Source organism: Poseidonibacter ostreae (assembly GCF_009208075.1).
Taxonomy (GTDB): Bacteria; Campylobacterota; Campylobacteria; order Campylobacterales; family Arcobacteraceae; genus Poseidonibacter; species Poseidonibacter ostreae.
The window spans coordinates 1-18,185 of sequence record NZ_WFKJ01000052.1; the positions used below are offsets into that span (position 1 = coordinate 1).

Annotated in this window: 13 protein-coding genes; 5 read left to right on the plus strand and 8 right to left on the minus strand. The window is 26.9% G+C overall.

Annotated elements, in window-relative coordinates:
* The 3 genes from GBG18_RS13210 to GBG18_RS13220 all read left to right on the plus strand — a co-directional run.
* The coding region (locus GBG18_RS13210; protein WP_152191774.1) for a transglutaminase-like cysteine peptidase at window positions 1-499 on the plus strand (499 nt) is incomplete at its 5' end.
* 13 nt (window positions 500-512) lie between these two features.
* On the plus strand, window positions 513-2,726 hold the full coding sequence (locus tag GBG18_RS13215; protein WP_152191776.1) for a bifunctional diguanylate cyclase/phosphodiesterase: 2,214 nt from the start codon (window positions 513-515) through the stop codon (window positions 2,724-2,726).
* Window positions 2,727-2,810: 84 nt separating this feature from the next.
* Complete coding sequence (locus GBG18_RS13220; RefSeq protein ID WP_152191778.1) at window positions 2,811-5,897, plus strand: efflux RND transporter permease subunit; 3,087 nt, start codon at window positions 2,811-2,813, stop codon at window positions 5,895-5,897.
* A 35-nt stretch (window positions 5,898-5,932) separates the two neighbouring features.
* Here GBG18_RS13220 and GBG18_RS13225 read toward each other — a convergent pair whose 3' ends face one another.
* Both GBG18_RS13225 and GBG18_RS13230 read right to left on the minus strand, forming a co-directional pair.
* Window positions 5,933-6,694 carry a hypothetical protein gene (locus GBG18_RS13225; protein ID WP_152191779.1) on the minus strand — a complete coding sequence of 254 codons (762 nt, stop codon included), beginning with the start codon at window positions 6,692-6,694 and terminating at the stop codon, window positions 5,933-5,935.
* A gap of 35 nt (window positions 6,695-6,729) precedes the next feature.
* The gene (locus tag GBG18_RS13230) at window positions 6,730-9,360 is read right to left on the minus strand and encodes a valine--tRNA ligase (RefSeq protein WP_152191781.1); all 2,631 of its coding nucleotides are present in this window, start codon (window positions 9,358-9,360) and stop codon (window positions 6,730-6,732) included.
* 146 nt (window positions 9,361-9,506) lie between these two features.
* On the opposite strand from GBG18_RS13230, the gene GBG18_RS13235 reads away from it, so the two are divergent.
* On the plus strand, window positions 9,507-10,985 hold the full coding sequence (locus tag GBG18_RS13235; protein ID WP_152191783.1) for a sensor domain-containing diguanylate cyclase: 1,479 nt from the start codon (window positions 9,507-9,509) through the stop codon (window positions 10,983-10,985).
* 16 nt (window positions 10,986-11,001) lie between these two features.
* On the opposite strand, the gene GBG18_RS13240 is transcribed toward GBG18_RS13235, so the two are convergent.
* The 6 genes from GBG18_RS13240 to GBG18_RS13265 form a co-directional block, all read right to left on the minus strand.
* A complete protein-coding gene (locus GBG18_RS13240; protein WP_152191785.1) occupies window positions 11,002-13,053 on the minus strand; it encodes an ATP-dependent helicase in 2,052 nt (683 codons plus the stop codon).
* A gap of 281 nt (window positions 13,054-13,334) precedes the next feature.
* Entirely contained in the window at window positions 13,335-13,901 is a 567-nt protein-coding gene (locus GBG18_RS13245; protein WP_152191786.1) for a protein-methionine-sulfoxide reductase heme-binding subunit MsrQ, read from the minus strand.
* Window positions 13,901-14,860: a protein-methionine-sulfoxide reductase catalytic subunit MsrP gene (gene msrP, locus GBG18_RS13250; protein ID WP_152191788.1), complete on the minus strand. Its 960-nt coding sequence runs from the start codon at window positions 14,858-14,860 to the stop codon at window positions 13,901-13,903. Before msrP ends, GBG18_RS13245 begins: the two co-directional genes overlap by 1 nt.
* Window positions 14,861-14,942: 82 nt before the next feature.
* A complete protein-coding gene (locus GBG18_RS13255; RefSeq protein WP_152191790.1) occupies window positions 14,943-16,145 on the minus strand; it encodes an NnrS family protein in 1,203 nt (400 codons plus the stop codon).
* 87 nt (window positions 16,146-16,232) lie between these two features.
* Window positions 16,233-16,769, minus strand: coding sequence for a thiol peroxidase Prx-SUH (gene prx-suh, locus GBG18_RS13260; RefSeq protein ID WP_152191792.1), 537 nt, complete (start codon window positions 16,767-16,769; stop codon window positions 16,233-16,235).
* Window positions 16,770-16,857: 88 nt separating this feature from the next.
* Complete coding sequence (locus tag GBG18_RS13265) at window positions 16,858-17,733, minus strand: CvfB family protein (protein WP_308418452.1); 876 nt, start codon at window positions 17,731-17,733, stop codon at window positions 16,858-16,860.
* Window positions 17,734-17,918: 185 nt separating this feature from the next.
* On the opposite strand from GBG18_RS13265, the gene GBG18_RS13270 reads away from it, so the two are divergent.
* On the plus strand, window positions 17,919-18,185 hold a 267-nt coding region (locus tag GBG18_RS13270), incomplete at its 3' end, for a hypothetical protein (protein WP_152191794.1).

Here is an 18,185-nt window from a genome sequence, read left to right on the forward strand (position 1 = left end):
ATTATGGGATGCAATGCTTCAATCATCTAAAAATGAAAAAATATTAAATAAGCTTAAAAACGTAAATGATTTTTTTAATAAAATTAGATATAAAACAGATCAAAGACATTGGAAGAAAAATGACTACTGGGCAACTCCATATGAGTTTATGGGAACAGCTGCTGGAGATTGTGAAGATTATGCAATTGCCAAGTATTTTAGTCTTAGAAAGATTGGTGTTCCTGATAATAAACTTAGAATTACCTATGTAAAATATAAAAGAACAAGAAGTAAGTTTGAACAAGCACATATGGTTTTAACTTATTATCATAAGCCAGGTGCCACTCCAATTGTTTTAGATAATATTAATAAAAAGTTAAAATTAGCAACAAAAAGAAAAGATTTAAAACCTGTATATAGTTTTAATGCAAGTGGCTTATGGCAAGCAAAAAACAAAGGTTCTGTAAGAGTTGGAACTAATAATCTAAGATCATGGAAAGATCTTATGAGTAGAATTTAAAAAAGGAATAAAAATGTCTTTATCAAAACAACTATATATAATAATAGCTTTTATATTTTTAATGATTTTTACGGGTAACTTTATTATAAGTGTTAAGAACACTAAAGAGTATCTTGAGATTGAATCTATAACTAAAGCACAAGATACAGCGACATCTTTAGGAATGGGCTTAAAATCTTTATTAAAAGATAAAGAAGACCCAGAAATTGAAACAATTATTAAAGCAATTTCAAATAGAGGATTTTATAAAGAGATTAGATTAGTAGACGCATATTTTACAATAAATGAAACAGAACTAATTAGAGCAAGTGCCGATTTAGATGATTCATTATGGAAAATTTCTAATTTAAAAACAGATGCTTCCTTTGGAAATATAGAGAAAATCACATCCGATGCAGATATTTCAAATCAATTATCTAAATTAGAAAATGAAGAAATAGAATTAAATGAAGAGATTGAAATTGAAGAAGATATTTATAGTTATAATCCAAGTGAAGAATACAAAAATGGTGGAAAAATAACATTTAGTTTTACAGCAACAAATGAAAATGGCTCAAAAGTTGATACATCTGCAAATCTATCCATAAATAAAATCATTGCAAAAGCAACAAGAGATGTAAAGTTTGATTATATTCCAAGTTGGTTTATAAGTATGATTCCTATAAACCTTGAAGAACAAAATAGTGAAATTAGTAATGGCTGGAAAACTACAGCTATTATATATGTAAGTGCAAATCCTGGGGATGCTTATGCAAAATTATATGACCAAGTTAAAGGTGGTTTAATCTACGCAATAGTTGCATTTATTATTTCAATGTTAATTTTATTTATCTTCGTTCAATATATTTTAAAACCTTTAAAAAGAATTGAGAAACTTGCAAATAATATTGCAGTAGGAAAGTTTGGAACAATTACAGAACTTCCTTGGACAAGTGAGATTAAAAGTGTTGCAATAGCAATGAATGATATGTCAACAAAAATCGAAGCAATTATAAATAAATTAAATAGAAACTTAGAAAATAGTACAAAGCAATTGTCTCAAGATGAATTAACAAAACTTAGTTTAAAGCAGAGTTTTGAAACAGATATGAAAAATATGTTTATTCATAAATCAAGTGGATACATATTTGTAATTAAAATATTTGATTTAGCAACTTTTGCAAAAGCTCATACAAATAAAGAAGTAAATAGCTTTATAAAAGAGTTTGCAAATATTTTAAAAAACACAACAATAGATAATAAAAAAGCTGTTGCTTATAGATTTTTTGGATCTGAATTTACATTAATTGCAGAAAAATTCTCTTATGAAGATGCTATTAAATATACAAAAATATTACAAGATAATTTAGAAAAACTTACATCTAAATTTGATAAAAAAGATATTGCACATATTGGAGCAACTCCATTTAATCCAATTGGAACAATTCCTGAAATGTTACAATCAGCAAATGAAGCTTATGAAAAAGCTACATTAATTGGTACTAATGAAGCATATTTAAGAGATTCAAATGATCTTTCAAGAGATATGGAATCATGGAGAGATTTAATTTTTGATATTATTGATAACTCAAAATTTAAAGTAAAATATATTGGAGATGCAACACTATTAAATCAATCTGATGAATTAGTTATGCAAGAAGCTTTCACAAGTGCTTGTGATAAAGATGGTATTGATATACCTATTGGAACATTCGTATCAATTGCAGAAAAATATGAAAAAATCATTGATTTTGATAAAAAAGTAGTAAATAAAGTAATTGATTATATAAAAAGTGAGAAAGTTAATCATGATATCTCAATTAACTTATCACTTGAATCAATAAATAATACAGCATTTATTGCATGGCTTGAACGTACAATATTACAAAATAAAAAAATTGCAAGTCAATTAGTATTTTCAATTACAGCTTATGCTGTTGCTAAAGATATGGGTAAATTTAAATTCTTCGCAGATGAAATGCACCAATGTGGAGCAAAAATTATTATTAAAAGATTTGAGAGTAAATTTATTCCTCTTGATAATATTAAAGACTTTAATCTTGACTATATTAGATTAGCAAGAGACTATACTTGTAATATTTGTAATGACACTTCAAAACAAAACTTTGTTGAATCATTACAAGAGCTTTCAACACTATTAAATATAAAAGTTTTTGCTGAAAATGTAATAGAAGAAGAAGATTTAGAGATTATTAAAAGCTATAACTTATATGGAGCAAGTAGATAATCTCTACTTTGCTTAAAACACCCTAATATTAATACTACGTTAATAAAGATATATTATAATTTTGTGTTTTAAATAAGGATTATAATGTTTGATAAAATTTTAAGATTTTTCGTAGAAAATTCACGTGTTAATTATACTCTATTTATTTTAGTATTTGCTATTGGTATATGGTCTTATACTAAAACTCCAAAAGAAATTTTTCCAAGTTTTGAGTTAGATATGATATCAATAAAAGGCTCTTATAGTGGAGCTTCTGTTGATATTTTAGATAAAATGGCAGTTGTTGAAATTGAAGATAATGTAAAAAATATTGATAGTGTTGATACAATGTCAACTATCATAAGCCCCGGTTCATTTACAATAGTTTTAGAACTAAAAAAAGGTAAAAACAAATATAATGAGGCAGATAAGGTTAAAGATGCTATTGCACTAGTCAAAGGTAATCTTCCTTCTGATATGGATGAACCTACAGTAAATGTTTTAGATCGTTCAAGAGCACTTATTGATATTACACTTACTTCGAAAAAGTATTCAACTGATGAATTAAAACCTTTTGCTGACGCTTTAAAAAGTCAAATTCTTGGAATCACTGGTATTAATGATGTTACAATATTTGGAGATTCAGATAAGTACTTTGAGGTCTTAATTGATGATAAAAAAATTGATGCTTTAGGACTTAATAAAAGTGAAGTTTTTTCTGCAATCTCAACTCTATCATATATTTTTCCTGTAGGAAAAATTGAAGACCCTAAAAAACACTATTATATCTCAACATACAATGGTGCTAAGAATGCTGTTGATTTTGGAAATACTTTAATCAAAGTTTCAAATACAAATATTTATGTAAAAGATATTGCACAAATTTCAAAAAAATATGAAGACTCTTCTACTCTTTACTCTTTTAATGGTCAAAATGCACTATCACTTGCAGTTGAACAGTCAGACACTGCTGATGCGATTGTACTTGCTCAAAAAATAAAAGATTTACTTCCTTCTGTAAATAAGAAGAATCCTGATATTAATACTACTATTGCTGATGACAATAGTGAAAGAATTACGGATAGATTAAATATTGTTGTTTCAAATATTTTACTTGGAATCATTTTAATTACAATCTTAGTAATGATTTTAATCAACTTTAGAATGTCTGCAATTATTGCACTTGGTATTCCAACATCTTTTGTAATTGCAGCTATTTATATGTATCTTAGTGGATATTCTATAAATATGATTTCACTTGTAGGAGTTTTAATTGCAATTGGTATTGTTGTTGATGATGCTATTGTTGTAAGTGAAAATATCCAACAACATATTGAAGAGGGAATGGATCCAAAAGATGCAGCTGTAAAAGGTGCTAGTGAAATGGTTAAGCCTGTAACTGTTGCGTCACTTACAACACTATTTTCCTTTCTTCCTGTATTAATGATTAGTGGAACAATGGGTGAGGTTATGAAACTAATTCCTATTGCACTTAGTGCATTAGTTGTAGCTTCACTTATTGAGTCATTTATTTTTCTTCCAATTCATGCTGCGCATGCTTTAAAAAATGGTGCAAAAGTTACATCATGGGAAAAAGCAAACAAAGTTTATAATGCAATTATTCACTTCTTTATGAATTGGAAAAAAACATTCCTTATCATCTTTGTTATTCTTGTACCCTTTGCAACATATACAGCTATTAAAACATCAAAGTTTCAAATGTTTCCAAAGTTTGATGCAACAGATGTAAAAATATCAATGAAAGCAGATGCAAATACAACACTTGAACAATCATTTAAAATAGTTCAAGAGATAGAAAAAGATTTAATGCTTCAAAAAGATGAATTTTTTATAAGAAGTATCGATTCAGTTGCTGGATATAGAAAAGATACAGGAAATAATACTGAGAGATTCCCTTATGCTATGTATATGACAGTAGAGCTTCAAAAATTAAAAGCTGCAAATATTTTAGATAAATATGTTACACCTTATCTTAGTTTTTATTATGATGATGAGGGAAGAACAAGAACTTTAAAATCAAAAGAAATTGCTACAAAATTAAAAAAATTCTTAGATAAACAAAACTATAAAGAAAAATATCAATTAGAAGAAATAGGAGTGTTAGAGCGTAAAGTTGGACCTATTAAAGCTGATGTAAAAATTGGTTTAGTTTCACATGATAATCAAAAAGTAATTAAAGCTATTAATGATTTAACAGTTGAAATAAATAAATTAGACGGAATAAAATCTGCATCAAACTCTTTAAAATTTGGTATTGATGAGATTAAATTAAAAGTGAATCAATATGGAGAATCACTTGGAATTACAGAATCATTTATAGGTTCTTACCTTTCAAACCTTTATTTATTAAAGAAAAAAGGTGTTTCATTTGATGATAAAGAGATGTTAGATATTAAAATAAAATCTAAAAATAAAGATGACTTTGAAGCTTTTAAAAGTACCCAGATACCTCTAAGTAATGGTTCTTTTGTTGCCCTAGAGCAAATAGTTGAACTTAATACTATTAGAGCATTTGAACAACTTTTAAAAGACCAAGGAGAGAAAAACTTTTACTTCTTTGCAAATGTTGATCCGGATATTATAACTTCTACTGAAGTAATTGAAAAACTACAACCATTATTAAAACAGCTAAAAGAAGATGGAATAAAACTAGTATTTAAAGGAGAAGCTCAAAAGAAAGAAGAGTTAAAAAGAGATATGCTTTTAGCTTCTGGACTTGCTATTATTTTAATCATGCTTTCTATGCTTTATTTATTTAATTCCTTTAGAGAAACATTTATAGTTATGAGTATTATTCCCTTCTCTATTTTAGGAGTATTAATAGGCCATAAAGTAATGGGACTTAACTTATCAATGCCTTCAATGATTGGAGCACTTGGACTTGCTGGAGTTGTTATTAATGATGGTATTATTATGATGACATATCTTAAAAAAGCAAAAACGCTAGAAGAGATATTCCAAAAAGCTACAAAAAGATTTAGACCTATTATTATTACTACAATTACAACTTTAATTGGTATGAGTTCATTAATCTTCTTCCCAACAGGACAAGCAGTTATTTTCCAACCAATTGCAATAGCACTTGGGTTTGGACTTGCTTGGGGAACTATTCTAAACTTAGTTTATTTACCAGTTTTATATACAATTTCACATAAACTAAGAAAATCATAAAACAAATATAAAAGTAAAGCTATCAAAGCTTTACTTTATAGAATAAAAATAAAACTTCTAATAGCAGAAGTACTCATAGCATAAGGTTCAATATTTATCTTTCTTAATGTATATTCTACATTTAAAATAATTCGTGAAAGTAAAACTTCAAAAGAAAAATTTGAATGAGAATAAATACTCTCTTTATTTGATTTTATATACTCTAAATCTTTTATTATATTTAAATCACTTTTATCTTTATGAAGAAGTTCTAACTGCCAATTATTCTGCCAGGTATTAAAAAGATAATTGCCATTTATATCTTTATTTGTTCTAATTTTCCATCTTAAAACTTGTAAATATTGATAAAGTTTTGATAATTCATATTTATTATGTTGAAGCGCAGTAAACTTATGTTCATCGTCCAAACTATAAGCTTTATAAATCAATTTATAAAGACCAATAATTAAAAAATCATTTCTATTTGATATCTCTTTATCTAAAAAAGCGTAATATAAATACTCATCATAAGTTTTTAATTTTTGATTATTTTGTAGAATATTAATATAGTCTTGATTTGTTTGAATTTGATGTATTATATCTTTTGATAGTTTTTCATTATAAGAGTTAGGGTTTCGTAAGTCTAATTTCTTTTTATACTTAATTAAAGTGGATGTAATTTCATTTTTATACTTAACAATTTCAAGTGCAGAATTAGTTTGTGCAATACTTTGAATACTACCTTTACTAAGACTACATCCTTCAAAAAAGAGTACTAAAATTACAATAGCAAAAATATTTACTAATTTTAAATTCAAAGAACTCTCCTTTATAATTTATAAGCTATTCTATTTTAAGAAATAGCTTTTAATTCATTTTCTATTTTTTCTAACTTTGTTTTTGCATCTTCTAATGCTTTTCTATTTTCAGCAATAACTGCTTCAGGAGCATTTGCTACAAATCTTTCATTTGATAACATTCCATTTAGTTTATCAAACTCTTTTTGAGTTTTTATTTGCTGCTTTGTTAACTTATCAATAATAGGACTCATATCAATTTCTGAAGTTGGTAAGTATACTTCTAAATTATCAGATACATCTGTAATTGAGTTCTCAACTTTTGCATCAACAAACTCTATATTTTCAACTTTTCCAAGTTTTTCAATAAATGGTTTTGCAATATCTTTATCAATATTTGAATCTAATTTAATATAAGCTTTTGCAATTTTAGAGTTACCCATGTCAATTACAACTTTTGCACGTCTTACAGAAATAATAGCTTCTTCAATTACTGCAAACATATCTTCCATTTCTTGATTTTTTGCAATATTTTTAGGGAAGTTATTAATCATTAAAGACTCACTCTCTTCAAGTGTAGTTCCTGATAATTTATGATATAGAAAATCAGCAATAAATGGCATAAATGGAGAAATCATTTTTAATGTTTCTTTAAAAATTGCTCCAAGTTCTAAAATAGAATCTTTTGAACCTTTTGAGTATTCAATACCCCAGTTACAAAACTCATTCCATACAAACTTATAAAGAGTACTTGCAGCTTCATTGAATTTGAAAGTCTCTAAATTATCTCTTAATTCATCAACAGACTTACTTAATCTACTTTGCATATATAAACCAAGAGGTGTTTTAATCTCAATATCTTTTAAATCAGGGAAAGTTTCGATATTTAATTGTAAGAAATTAGATGCATTATAAAGTTTATTTGTAAAGTTTCTAAATTGCTCTAAATTCTTTTCACCTAATTTAATATCTCTACCCTGCACTGCTAAATATGCAAGTGTAAATCTAATAATATCAGCAGAATGTTCTTCAACCATATCTAAAGGATCAATTACATTTCCTTTTGATTTAGACATCTTAGCACCTGTTTCATCACGTACTAAAGCATGCATATAAATATCTTTAAATGGTAACTCACCTTGGAAATGATCACCCATCATCATCATTCTAGCAACCCAGAAGAACATGATATCAAAACCAGTAATTAAAAGTGAATTTGGATAGAAGTCTTTCATATCTTGTATTTCATTATATAATTCTTCTAGTTTTCCATTATTTCCCCAACCTAAAGGACTCATTGCCCAAAGTGCTGAAGAGAACCAAGTATCAAGAACATCTGGATCTTGTGTATAGTGTTTTTCTCCACATTTAGGACATTTTTCTGGCTCATCAGATTTATCAGCCCATTGGTGATTACATGAAGTACATGTAAACACTGGAATTCTATGTCCCCACCAAAGTTGTCTAGAAATACACCAAGGTCTTAATTCATCCATCCAAGCTGTATATGAATTAATCCAATGTTGTGGATGGAAATTATTATGAGCTTTTGTTTTGTCAATTGAGCTTTTTGCAATTTTTTCAGATAAGAACCATTGTTGAGAAATAAATGGTTCAACAATATTTTTACATCTATAACAATGCCCTACTTGATGAACATGGTCTTCAATCTTTACAATATATCCTGCGTTTTCTAAAGCTTTTACAATAACAGGTCTAGCTTCAAGTCTTTCAAGTCCTGCAAACTCTCCACAGTAATCATTTAAAATACCTTTTTCATCAAATACTTTAATAAATTCTAAGTCGTGTCTTTTTCCAACTTCATAGTCATTTTGGTCATGTGCTGGTGTAACTTTTACAACACCTGTTCCGAATTCCATATCAACATGAGAATCAGTAATAACTTTAATAGTTCTATCTGTAAGTGGTAATAATACTTCTTTGCCTACAATTGAAGAGTATCTTGAATCATCAGGATGAACCATAATTGCAGTATCTCCAAAATATGTTTCAGGTCTAGTAGTAGCAACTTCAAGCTCTCCACTACCATCTGCAAATTTGTAAATCATTGTATAAAATTTACCATTCACTTCTTCATGTTCAACTTCAATATCAGATAATGCACCATCATGTGTACACCAGTTAACCATATAATTATTTTGTGCAATATGACCATCATTGTATAAAGATACAAAAGCTTCTTTTACTGCTTCTTTTAAACCCTCATCCATAGTAAATCGCTCACGTTTCCAAGCAGGAGTAACTCCTAGTTTTCTCATTTGATGAACAATATTCCCGCCACTAGTTTCTTTTTGAAGCCATGCACGCTCTAAAAACTTTTCACGTCCAAGTTCTTCTTTTGTAGTACCCTCAGCAAGTAATTGTTTTTCAACAACATTTTGTGTAGCAATTCCTGCATGGTCAGTCCCTGGTTGCCAAAGAGTTTTGAAACCATCCATTCTTTTATATCTAGTAATAATATCTTGAAGTGTAAATGTTAATGCATGTCCAATATGTAAAGATCCTGTTACATTTGGTGGTGGCATCATGATTGAGAAAGTTTTTGCTTTCCCGTTTTCGTCACATTCTTGAATTGATTTATTTCCCTCAATTTCAAAATAACCTCTATCTTCCCAAATTTTATAGTAATTATCTTCTACTTTTGATGGTTCGTATTTTTCGCTCATTAAAAATCCTATATAGCTTTATTATTCGCGATTATATCTAAACAATATTTAATAAACAAAGTTAAATATTTATATAAAGTATTATTTAGATATAATTTACTACTTAAAGTAAATAAATAATATTTATATTATTACAAAGATTAAAAATGAAAAAGAATTTTATAGATAAAAACAAAAAAATTGTTATACTATTTGTTATCCTTTTCATCTTATTTGGGATAATATCTTTTACAATAATAATAAATAAAAATAGTGAATTAGAAGATAATATTAATAAGAACAACATTTCTAATCTTATTGATAAAATCCAATCAAGAATAGCTTATAATCATAAAATTGCACTTGAGTATTCAAGTTCAGATGAAATCTACAACTTTATAAAAAATGAAAACAGTGAATATGTTTACAAAAACTTTAGTGAAGGTTCTTATACTCTAGAAGATTTAGGATTATCATATTTAATATTAACTGATTTAAAAAATAATATTAAATACTCTAACTTTACAAGAGACACGAGTTTTAATAAAACTGATGACTTTGCCTTAAAAATGATACAAAAGGTAGAAGATACAGAAAAAATAAATAAAATTGTACTTTATAAAAAACATGCGTATTACATATCAAAAACACCAATTTACAAAACAGATTATGAAAATAGTTCAAATGGATTTTTATATATAGGTTCAAAAATAGATAAAGAAACAATTAAAAATTTAAGTAAAGGTTTTACTGATGTTAAATTTATCAATAATCCAAAATCAAATATAATAAAAACAAAAATAAATAGTCAAGAAATCAATTTAACACATAAAGAAGTAGATTTTAAAATAAAAAATAATATAAACACAAGTGAAATATCTTTTTATGATAACAATTCAAATTTATTATTTACAATTGAAGTAACAAAAGAAATAAGTATTTTAAACAATATAAAAGAATTTTACTTAATAATGTTTTCATGTATATTATTTCTAGCAATTTTTTCACTTATTTATATAAGTTATAAATACAAACTTGAAGTAAAAAAACAATATGAGAGTATAGATAAGATAGTCGAAAATAAAACTTTTCAACTTAATAAAGAGTTAGAAAACCTTAAAAAAGTTAATGAAAATTTATACGATATTGCACATACAGACTTCTTAACAAAAACAATGAATAGAAGAAACTTTTTTATGCATGCACAAAAAAACTTCCTTGATGCTCAAAAAAATGATCTTTTATTATGTGTCGTTATGATTGATATTGATAACTTTAAAAAGTTCAATGATCAATATGGACACAATATTGGAGATAAAGTTTTAGTTCTTTTTGCTGAAAAAATAAAAAGACATATAACAGATAAAACTATTTTTGGAAGATTAGGTGGAGAAGAGTTTGCCTTAGTAATTAGAAATACTAAACTAGAAGATGCAATTATCAAAGCAGAAAAACTAAAAAAGAAGATTGAAGAAATTGAACTAATAGTTGATAATAAAACTTTAAAAATTACTGCAAGTTTTGGTGTTAGTGATAACCAAAACTGCTCAAATATTGATGAGATGTTACAAAAAGCTGATAATTTATTATATACAGCAAAAGAATCAGGAAGAAACCTTGTAAGAAGTAGATTGAACTTTTGTTAAAAACAAAGTTTCAAGTCTAAATAGAAGTTTTTTCCTCATCCTTAACAAGCCCAGCTTCTCGTAAAAAAGGAGATGCAATAAAAGCCATTTTCTTGATTCTATCAAATTTTGCATAAGATAAATATAGTATATCTTTTGCTCTTGTAACTGCAACATAAAACAGACGTCTTTCTTCTTCTAAACTTCCACCTTTACTCATAAGCTTTCTATTTGGAAAACGTCCATCCATTAAATCAATCACATAAACTTCTTTAAACTCTAAGCCTTTACTAGCATGAACAGATAATAAATTTACACCATCACCCTCACTCATTTCAGAGCCACCTAAAATCATTGAGTTAATAAATTTTGACAACTCTTTAAAGTTTCTTGATAAGTTCTTTAAAATCATTCCTTTACGATTGATTTTCGCTAAAGACTTAGTTTTTTGCATTGGATTAACTGTTCCATCTTTTGCAGTTGCTCTTTTAGTTGATAAGAAATCTTTTAATCTTGAATACATCATTGAAGAGCTAATACTTGTTACTAATGATTCTGGGTTTTTTGTTCTTCTTAAATGTTTCATAAGTAAGTAAAAATCATAAATATATTTTCCACCCTCAACATTTAATTTTGGATGTTTTAAAATTGGATTGGATAAAAAAGCTTCTTCAAAACCACAATCTTTAAACTTTGAAACAGATCCTAATTCTAAAAAATCATCAAACAAACCTAATTGTCTATTTTTAACTTTTTTCGTATCATAAGGGTTATTAATATCAGGATTAGGATGAAATAGTCCTCTTAATATATCGCCATCACCTAGTTTAATCAAGGCATCAAAGATATCCTTTGCAATTGCCTTTCCAATACCTTTACCATGCTCTAAAACATGAATAAATGCCATCATATCATTATGAGACATTTGCATAACTAAAACATCTAAAATAAACTTAATTTCAACAGAATCAAAAAAGGACATTCCACCTTTTCTTTTTGCTGGGATTTCATACTCACGTAAATTTGCCTCTATTCCATCTGCACTTGAATTATTTCTATAAATAATTGCAATATCATTATGAGGAGTTTCACTTTTTGAAATTAGTTTAGAGATATATTCATATTGTGCAAATAGTTCATTAAAAGCCAAAAGTTTTGGCCTTATTGTCTCATCAGTTCTTATAACCTCTAAATTTTTATCATATATTCTTTCATTATGCTCAATAACTTTTGTAGCTAAATCTAAAATAGGTTTAGTTGAACGATAATTTTTTCTTAAAGTAAAAACCGTTGCATTATCATATCTTGTTGAAAAAGTAGAGATAATACCAATATCAGAACCATTAAAAGCATAAATACTTTGATCATAATCTCCAACACAAAATAAAGAGTTAGGATTAAAACCATCTAATAATCTTCCTTGTAATGGGTTTGTATCTTGGTATTCATCAACTAAAATTTCTTTAAAATCAAACTCTTGAGTTTTTAAAGTATCAAGCATAATTGTAAGTAAATCATCAAAATTTGCATAACCATATTTGATTTTTAAAGCATTAAATTCATCAACTACATCTTCATAAATAAGAGTATAAATTTCATGGGAAGCATTTTTATCTTTTATCCATGTACCAAATTCTTCACCTGTATTTGAGTTAAGATATAAAGAGTACATATCATATAAATACCCACCATCATAAGGATTCGCTTCATCATCTCTATCATAAAAAACTCTTTTTTCATAAACAGATTTAAATAGAGTTTTAAGTTCATTTGGTTGCTTAAGTGTTATATTTATATTTAATTGTTTTAGTAACTTATAAGACACAGAGTGAAAAGTTCCTGCCATAATTTGCTTTGCTACATCTTTTCCAAAAAATTTAGCAACTCTTTGAACCATTTCAGCAGCTGCTTTATTTGTAAAAGTTAATAGAAGAATCTCTTCAGGTTTAACTCCACTATTAATTAAATTAGCAATTCTTCCTACAATTGTAGAAGTTTTACCTGTACCTGCACTTGCAATGATTAAATTATATCCCTTAGGACAAGTTGCAGCACTTAATTGTTCTTGATTCAAATTTGATAATGGCATGTATTAGCTGATTCTTTATAGTAGTTTTTTTTGTTTTGCAATAGTAGCATAAAAGACTTATTATTCATTTAATAAAAAAGATAAGTTAGGAATTAAGAGATTAAAAAAAAGGGTGCCATCTGTGATGACACCCTAACACAAGGAAACATAAAAAAATTATTCATATTTAAGAAATTTATCTTAAAATTCTTTTGGATAAATAAGTCGCTGCGTCAACTTATCTATGTAAAAATTATACCAGTACACTGTTAACTGAATCCTAATAAAAGATTAATGAAGAGTTAATCTATATATTTACTCTTATTTATTTCCATAATTTTTTGTAAAAGTTTACAGTAAGCTAAAATAAAAATCATTGCTATATAGCCTAATTGAAGGATTGTAATAGATTTTTGTGCCATTATAAAATGTATTGTTATTAAAATTAAAGCTAAGTATATAAACTGATGCTGTTTTTTATATTTTTTAAATAAACTTTTTGTAGAAGTAAAACTCATAAATAAAAGAATAAAAAATGCAATCATCCCTAAATAGATAAATGGCTTATCAAGTGTCTCTTCAATAATAAATCCAATATCAAAATCTACATCAAAAATTACAAAATTCAATAGATGTAAAAAAGCATAAAAAAATCCAAATAAACCAATCAATCTTCTATATTTAACAAGATTGATTTTTTTACTCATTAATGAAATTGTAATTGAAAAAAACAGTATTACAGTTGCTGTTACACCTGTTACTGTATATATATATTTTATAGGTTCAACTACATTTTCAAAAATTAAAACTTGTAAGCTTAACACTACTAAAGGAATTAGTAAAATTAAGTATATTAATAAACGTTTCATTAGATAAACTTTCTTAAATCCATTCCAGCATAGATATGTGCAACTTCTTTTTCATAACCATTATACATTAGTGTTTTTTGTTTTAGAAACTTACCTAGAACTCTCTCTTTTTTTTGAGACCATCTTGGATGATCTACATTTGGATTTACATTTGCAAAAAATCCATACTCTCTTTTATTTGAACGCTGCCAAGTATTAAGTGGTTCTTTATCTACAAATGATATTTTAGAAATTGATTTAATAGATTTAAATCCATATTTCCAAGGAACTACTAAACGCAGTGGTGCTCCATTTTGATTAGGAAGTGTAGAACCATAAAGTCCAGTTGCCATAAAAGATAATTCATTCATAGCCTCATCCATTCTTAGTCCTTCAACATAAGGATAATCAATACTTGCAAAAACTCCACGTGATTGATCAGGGAACATTTCTTCATCGTATTTAGTTTCAAATCTGATATATTTTGCACTTGATAATGGCTTAGCAAATTTTATTAAACTTGCCAATGAAAATCCATTCCAAGGTACAACCATAGACCAACCCTCAACACATCTAAATCTATAAATTCTCTCTTCAATTGAAAAGTTTTTTGTTAAATCATCTAATTGAATTTTCATAGGTTTTTCAACTAAACCATCAATTTCAATCTCCCAATTATCAGTCTTTAAAGTATGAGCCATATCTTTAACACCATTTTTTGATGTTGTAAATTCATAAAAGTTATTATAAGTTGTAATTTGCTCATAAGTATTTAATTTTAGATTGTTGATGTTTTTATCTTTTAGATATTGTAAGTTAGGAACAGGAATATTCTCTTTTGCTAGGGCTTCTATTAACGCTCCAGATGCTACTAAAGATGCAGCTCCAAGTTTTAGAAAAGTTCTTCTTTTATTAAATAACTCTTCAGGTGTTACTTCAGATGATGAGATATCCCATGTTGGTTTTTTTATTATATTCATAATTTACCCTTTACTCTAATTATATATTGATAATTATATATATTTAGTGTAAAGAGTCTGTTTAGAGAAAACCTATTCTTTACTATTTACCTTTTAGTAAAATCGTAAGATATTTTGCTGACCAAATAATTAAACCAGCAACTAAAAGAAAGGCTGTTAAATTTAGTAAGAAAATATAATTTAAATCAAAATTTAAAGAAAATGAAGTAAATATTCGTAAAAAAGCGACTATTTGAATAGCAATAAATATTGTTATTGCAAACTTCCCTGCAAATGGTGTAGTTCCTGAATGCCCTAAAACTACTCTAGTTCCAAAGCCAACTAATATAGTTACAAAATATCCAAGTGCAAGTGTATGAATTACAGCTTTTTCAAAAATGATTTGAGGATTATATAAATACATAAAAGATTCAATAACTGAAATTAAAAAAGCAAAAGGAATCCAATATAATGAAATAAATAAAACCCACATAATAGCAGTTACTTTAAAAGTAGGAAGATTCCATTTTATTAATTCTTTAGTAAATACTACTAATAATGGAATATCAGCAAGAAGACTTAAGGCTGTATTTTCAAATGAAAGTAAGAATATCTTAAAAATTAATAAACCATAAACAAGTGGTAATAAATTTTTTGATTTATTAATTATATAAGTAGGCACTTTTGTTTTTGTAAAAAAAGGAATCATTCTTTGTGAAACTGTAAAAATTATCATAAATAAAAATAGATAAAACCCTACATTAATAGCAAAATGTGCAACAGTTAATGAGTATTCAAAATCAAAAGAACTTACTATAAATAAAAAGTGTGCAAGAATTCCTGTTAAAAATGCTATTAGTATCCATTTAGTATCTTCTTTAATAGCAACAATACTTTTTTTATGTATTGAATATAGTAGTTTAAAGCTTAGTATTTGAGCAAGAAGCATTAAAACTTGAAATACAATAGTAATACTTGGTAATACAATTAAAGAGAGTAAAATCCCAAGAGAACTAATAAAATATAGTTGAAATTGTTGCATATATAATTTTGGTGATATTTCTGCTTGCGATAAAAATCTTGGAAAAACAACAAAAAGAAATCCTAGAAAAAATTGAATGAAAACAACAAAAATCATTGTATAAGCATGATAAGTTAAAATACTAGAATCTAGACTTAAAACATTTGAGTATGAAGCCATAAAAAGCATCATAAAAAGAATAAAAAATATAATTCCATTTGTAAAAAATGGTTGGTGAGGTTGAGAAGAAAACTTCTTGTACCATGTTGTGAATGTATCTGACATATAATCTCCTAAAATAAAAAAGCCACTTAAAAAGTGGCCTTTTTTAACTTTTTGAAGTATATCAAATCAAAAAAATCAAAACCTTGATTATTGACAAGTTCCACAACAAGAAGTTGATGTTGCATCACTTAATGCTGCAAGTGCTGCATCATAATTTGGCTCTTCAGTAATTTCTGGACAAATCTCTTTATAAGTAATAACACCTGAAGCGTTAATTACGAAAACTGCTCTACAAGTAACACCTGCTAATGCTCCAGATGCAATTAAAACACCATAAGATTTAGCAAAAGCTTTTGCTCTAAAATCAGAACCAACAGTTAAGTTTTCAATTCCCTCAGTTGTACAAAATCTACCCATTGCAAATGGTAAATCCATAGAAACTACGATAACTTCTGCATTTTCCATTTTTGCGGCTTCTTCATTAAATTTTCTAGTTTCTGCTGCACAAACTGCTGTATCTAAAGATGGTACTACAACTACTACTTGTGATTTACCATTTTCTCCACCAACTTGAACATCAGATAAATCTTTTGCTACTACAGTTACAACTGGTGCTTTATCTCCAACGTTTACCTCAGCTCCACTTAACTCTACTACATTACCTTTTAATTTTGTTGTTGCCATATAATTTCCTTTTATTTTAAATATTTCTTGACATTATAATAAATTCGGATAAATTTTGTCTTAATTGTGGTCAATCAATTTATAACTGTTACGATTTAACTCTAATACAGTTATCTTCTAAGACAATTTTATCATCATTCAATAATTTAGTTAATGTTGCTTTAAATGCTTTTTTACTTACTCCAAATGCTTTTTTTATATCTTGGGCATCACTTTTATATGTAAAATTCATTTTTCCACCATTTTGAACTAGCAGCTCATAAACTTTATCATCTTTTACTTTTTTACCAATTTCTTGTAAAGATATATCAAGTTTATTATCATCTCTTATTTTTTTAACATAAGCTCTTTTTCTATCGCCAAAATAAACATTTTCAAAGATTTCTGTATGGAAAATCATTCCATCATATAAATCATTTACAATTACTTTGTACCCAAGAGGAGTCTTAGAATATACAAGTATTTCAACCTCATCTTTCTCTTTCAAATCTTTTATATCTTGTTCTAGTGTATATTTCTCAGTTGCTATTAATCTATCTGTTTTTTCATCAAGAATCATTTTAAGAACTTTACTATGACCTTTATGGAAAATACTTCTTTGCTTGTTTTTTGGAACTAAAATATCTTTCGGTAGTCCAATATCAACAAATGCTCCAAAAGGTGCAGTGTCAACTATTTCTAAATAGGCGAATTCATTTACGTAAAGATATGGGTCTAATGTAGTTGCTACTAATCTATCTTCACTATCTGTATAAATAAATACATCTAAAAAAGAACCTAATTCCATTTCATTTGTTACATAAGCATTAGGAAGAAGTACTTCTTCTCTATCTTCACTAATTAAGTAAATACCAGGTTCACTTTTTCTATATACTGCAAGTTTATTTATTTCACCTACATATATTCTTTCATTTATTATTTGTTCTTTAACTTGTTTTTGCTGTTCTTCTTGATTTTCAATCATTTTTAGTTATTCCGTTTATTATTAAATTTAGTCTTATTATAGCTAAATATAACTTGTTGCTTATATTTAATAATAATCTTGTATATAAAGTTATTTAGGAGTAAAATTAGTATAAGGGAATAGTATCTAAGTATTATAAGTTTATTTAATATTATTTCAAATAAATACTACAAAAGGAAAAGACAATGTCATCAGAATTCTACGCACTAAATTTCGATAAAACCAAACAGGTTAAGAAAACATTGGATGAAAAAAATAGAAGAGAAAATTTAAGGTTATATGTAAATGGAGCACCTTATTCTATTAATAATAAGGCAGGTTCATATGTAGGTTGTGGTATTGATGCTGCACATAGTTTTATGGGATATTTTATTAATGCTATTCCAAGAGGTACAATTAAAAAATATGTTGATGTTACTTCAGGGCCTAGTGATGCAAGAAAATATGCTAAT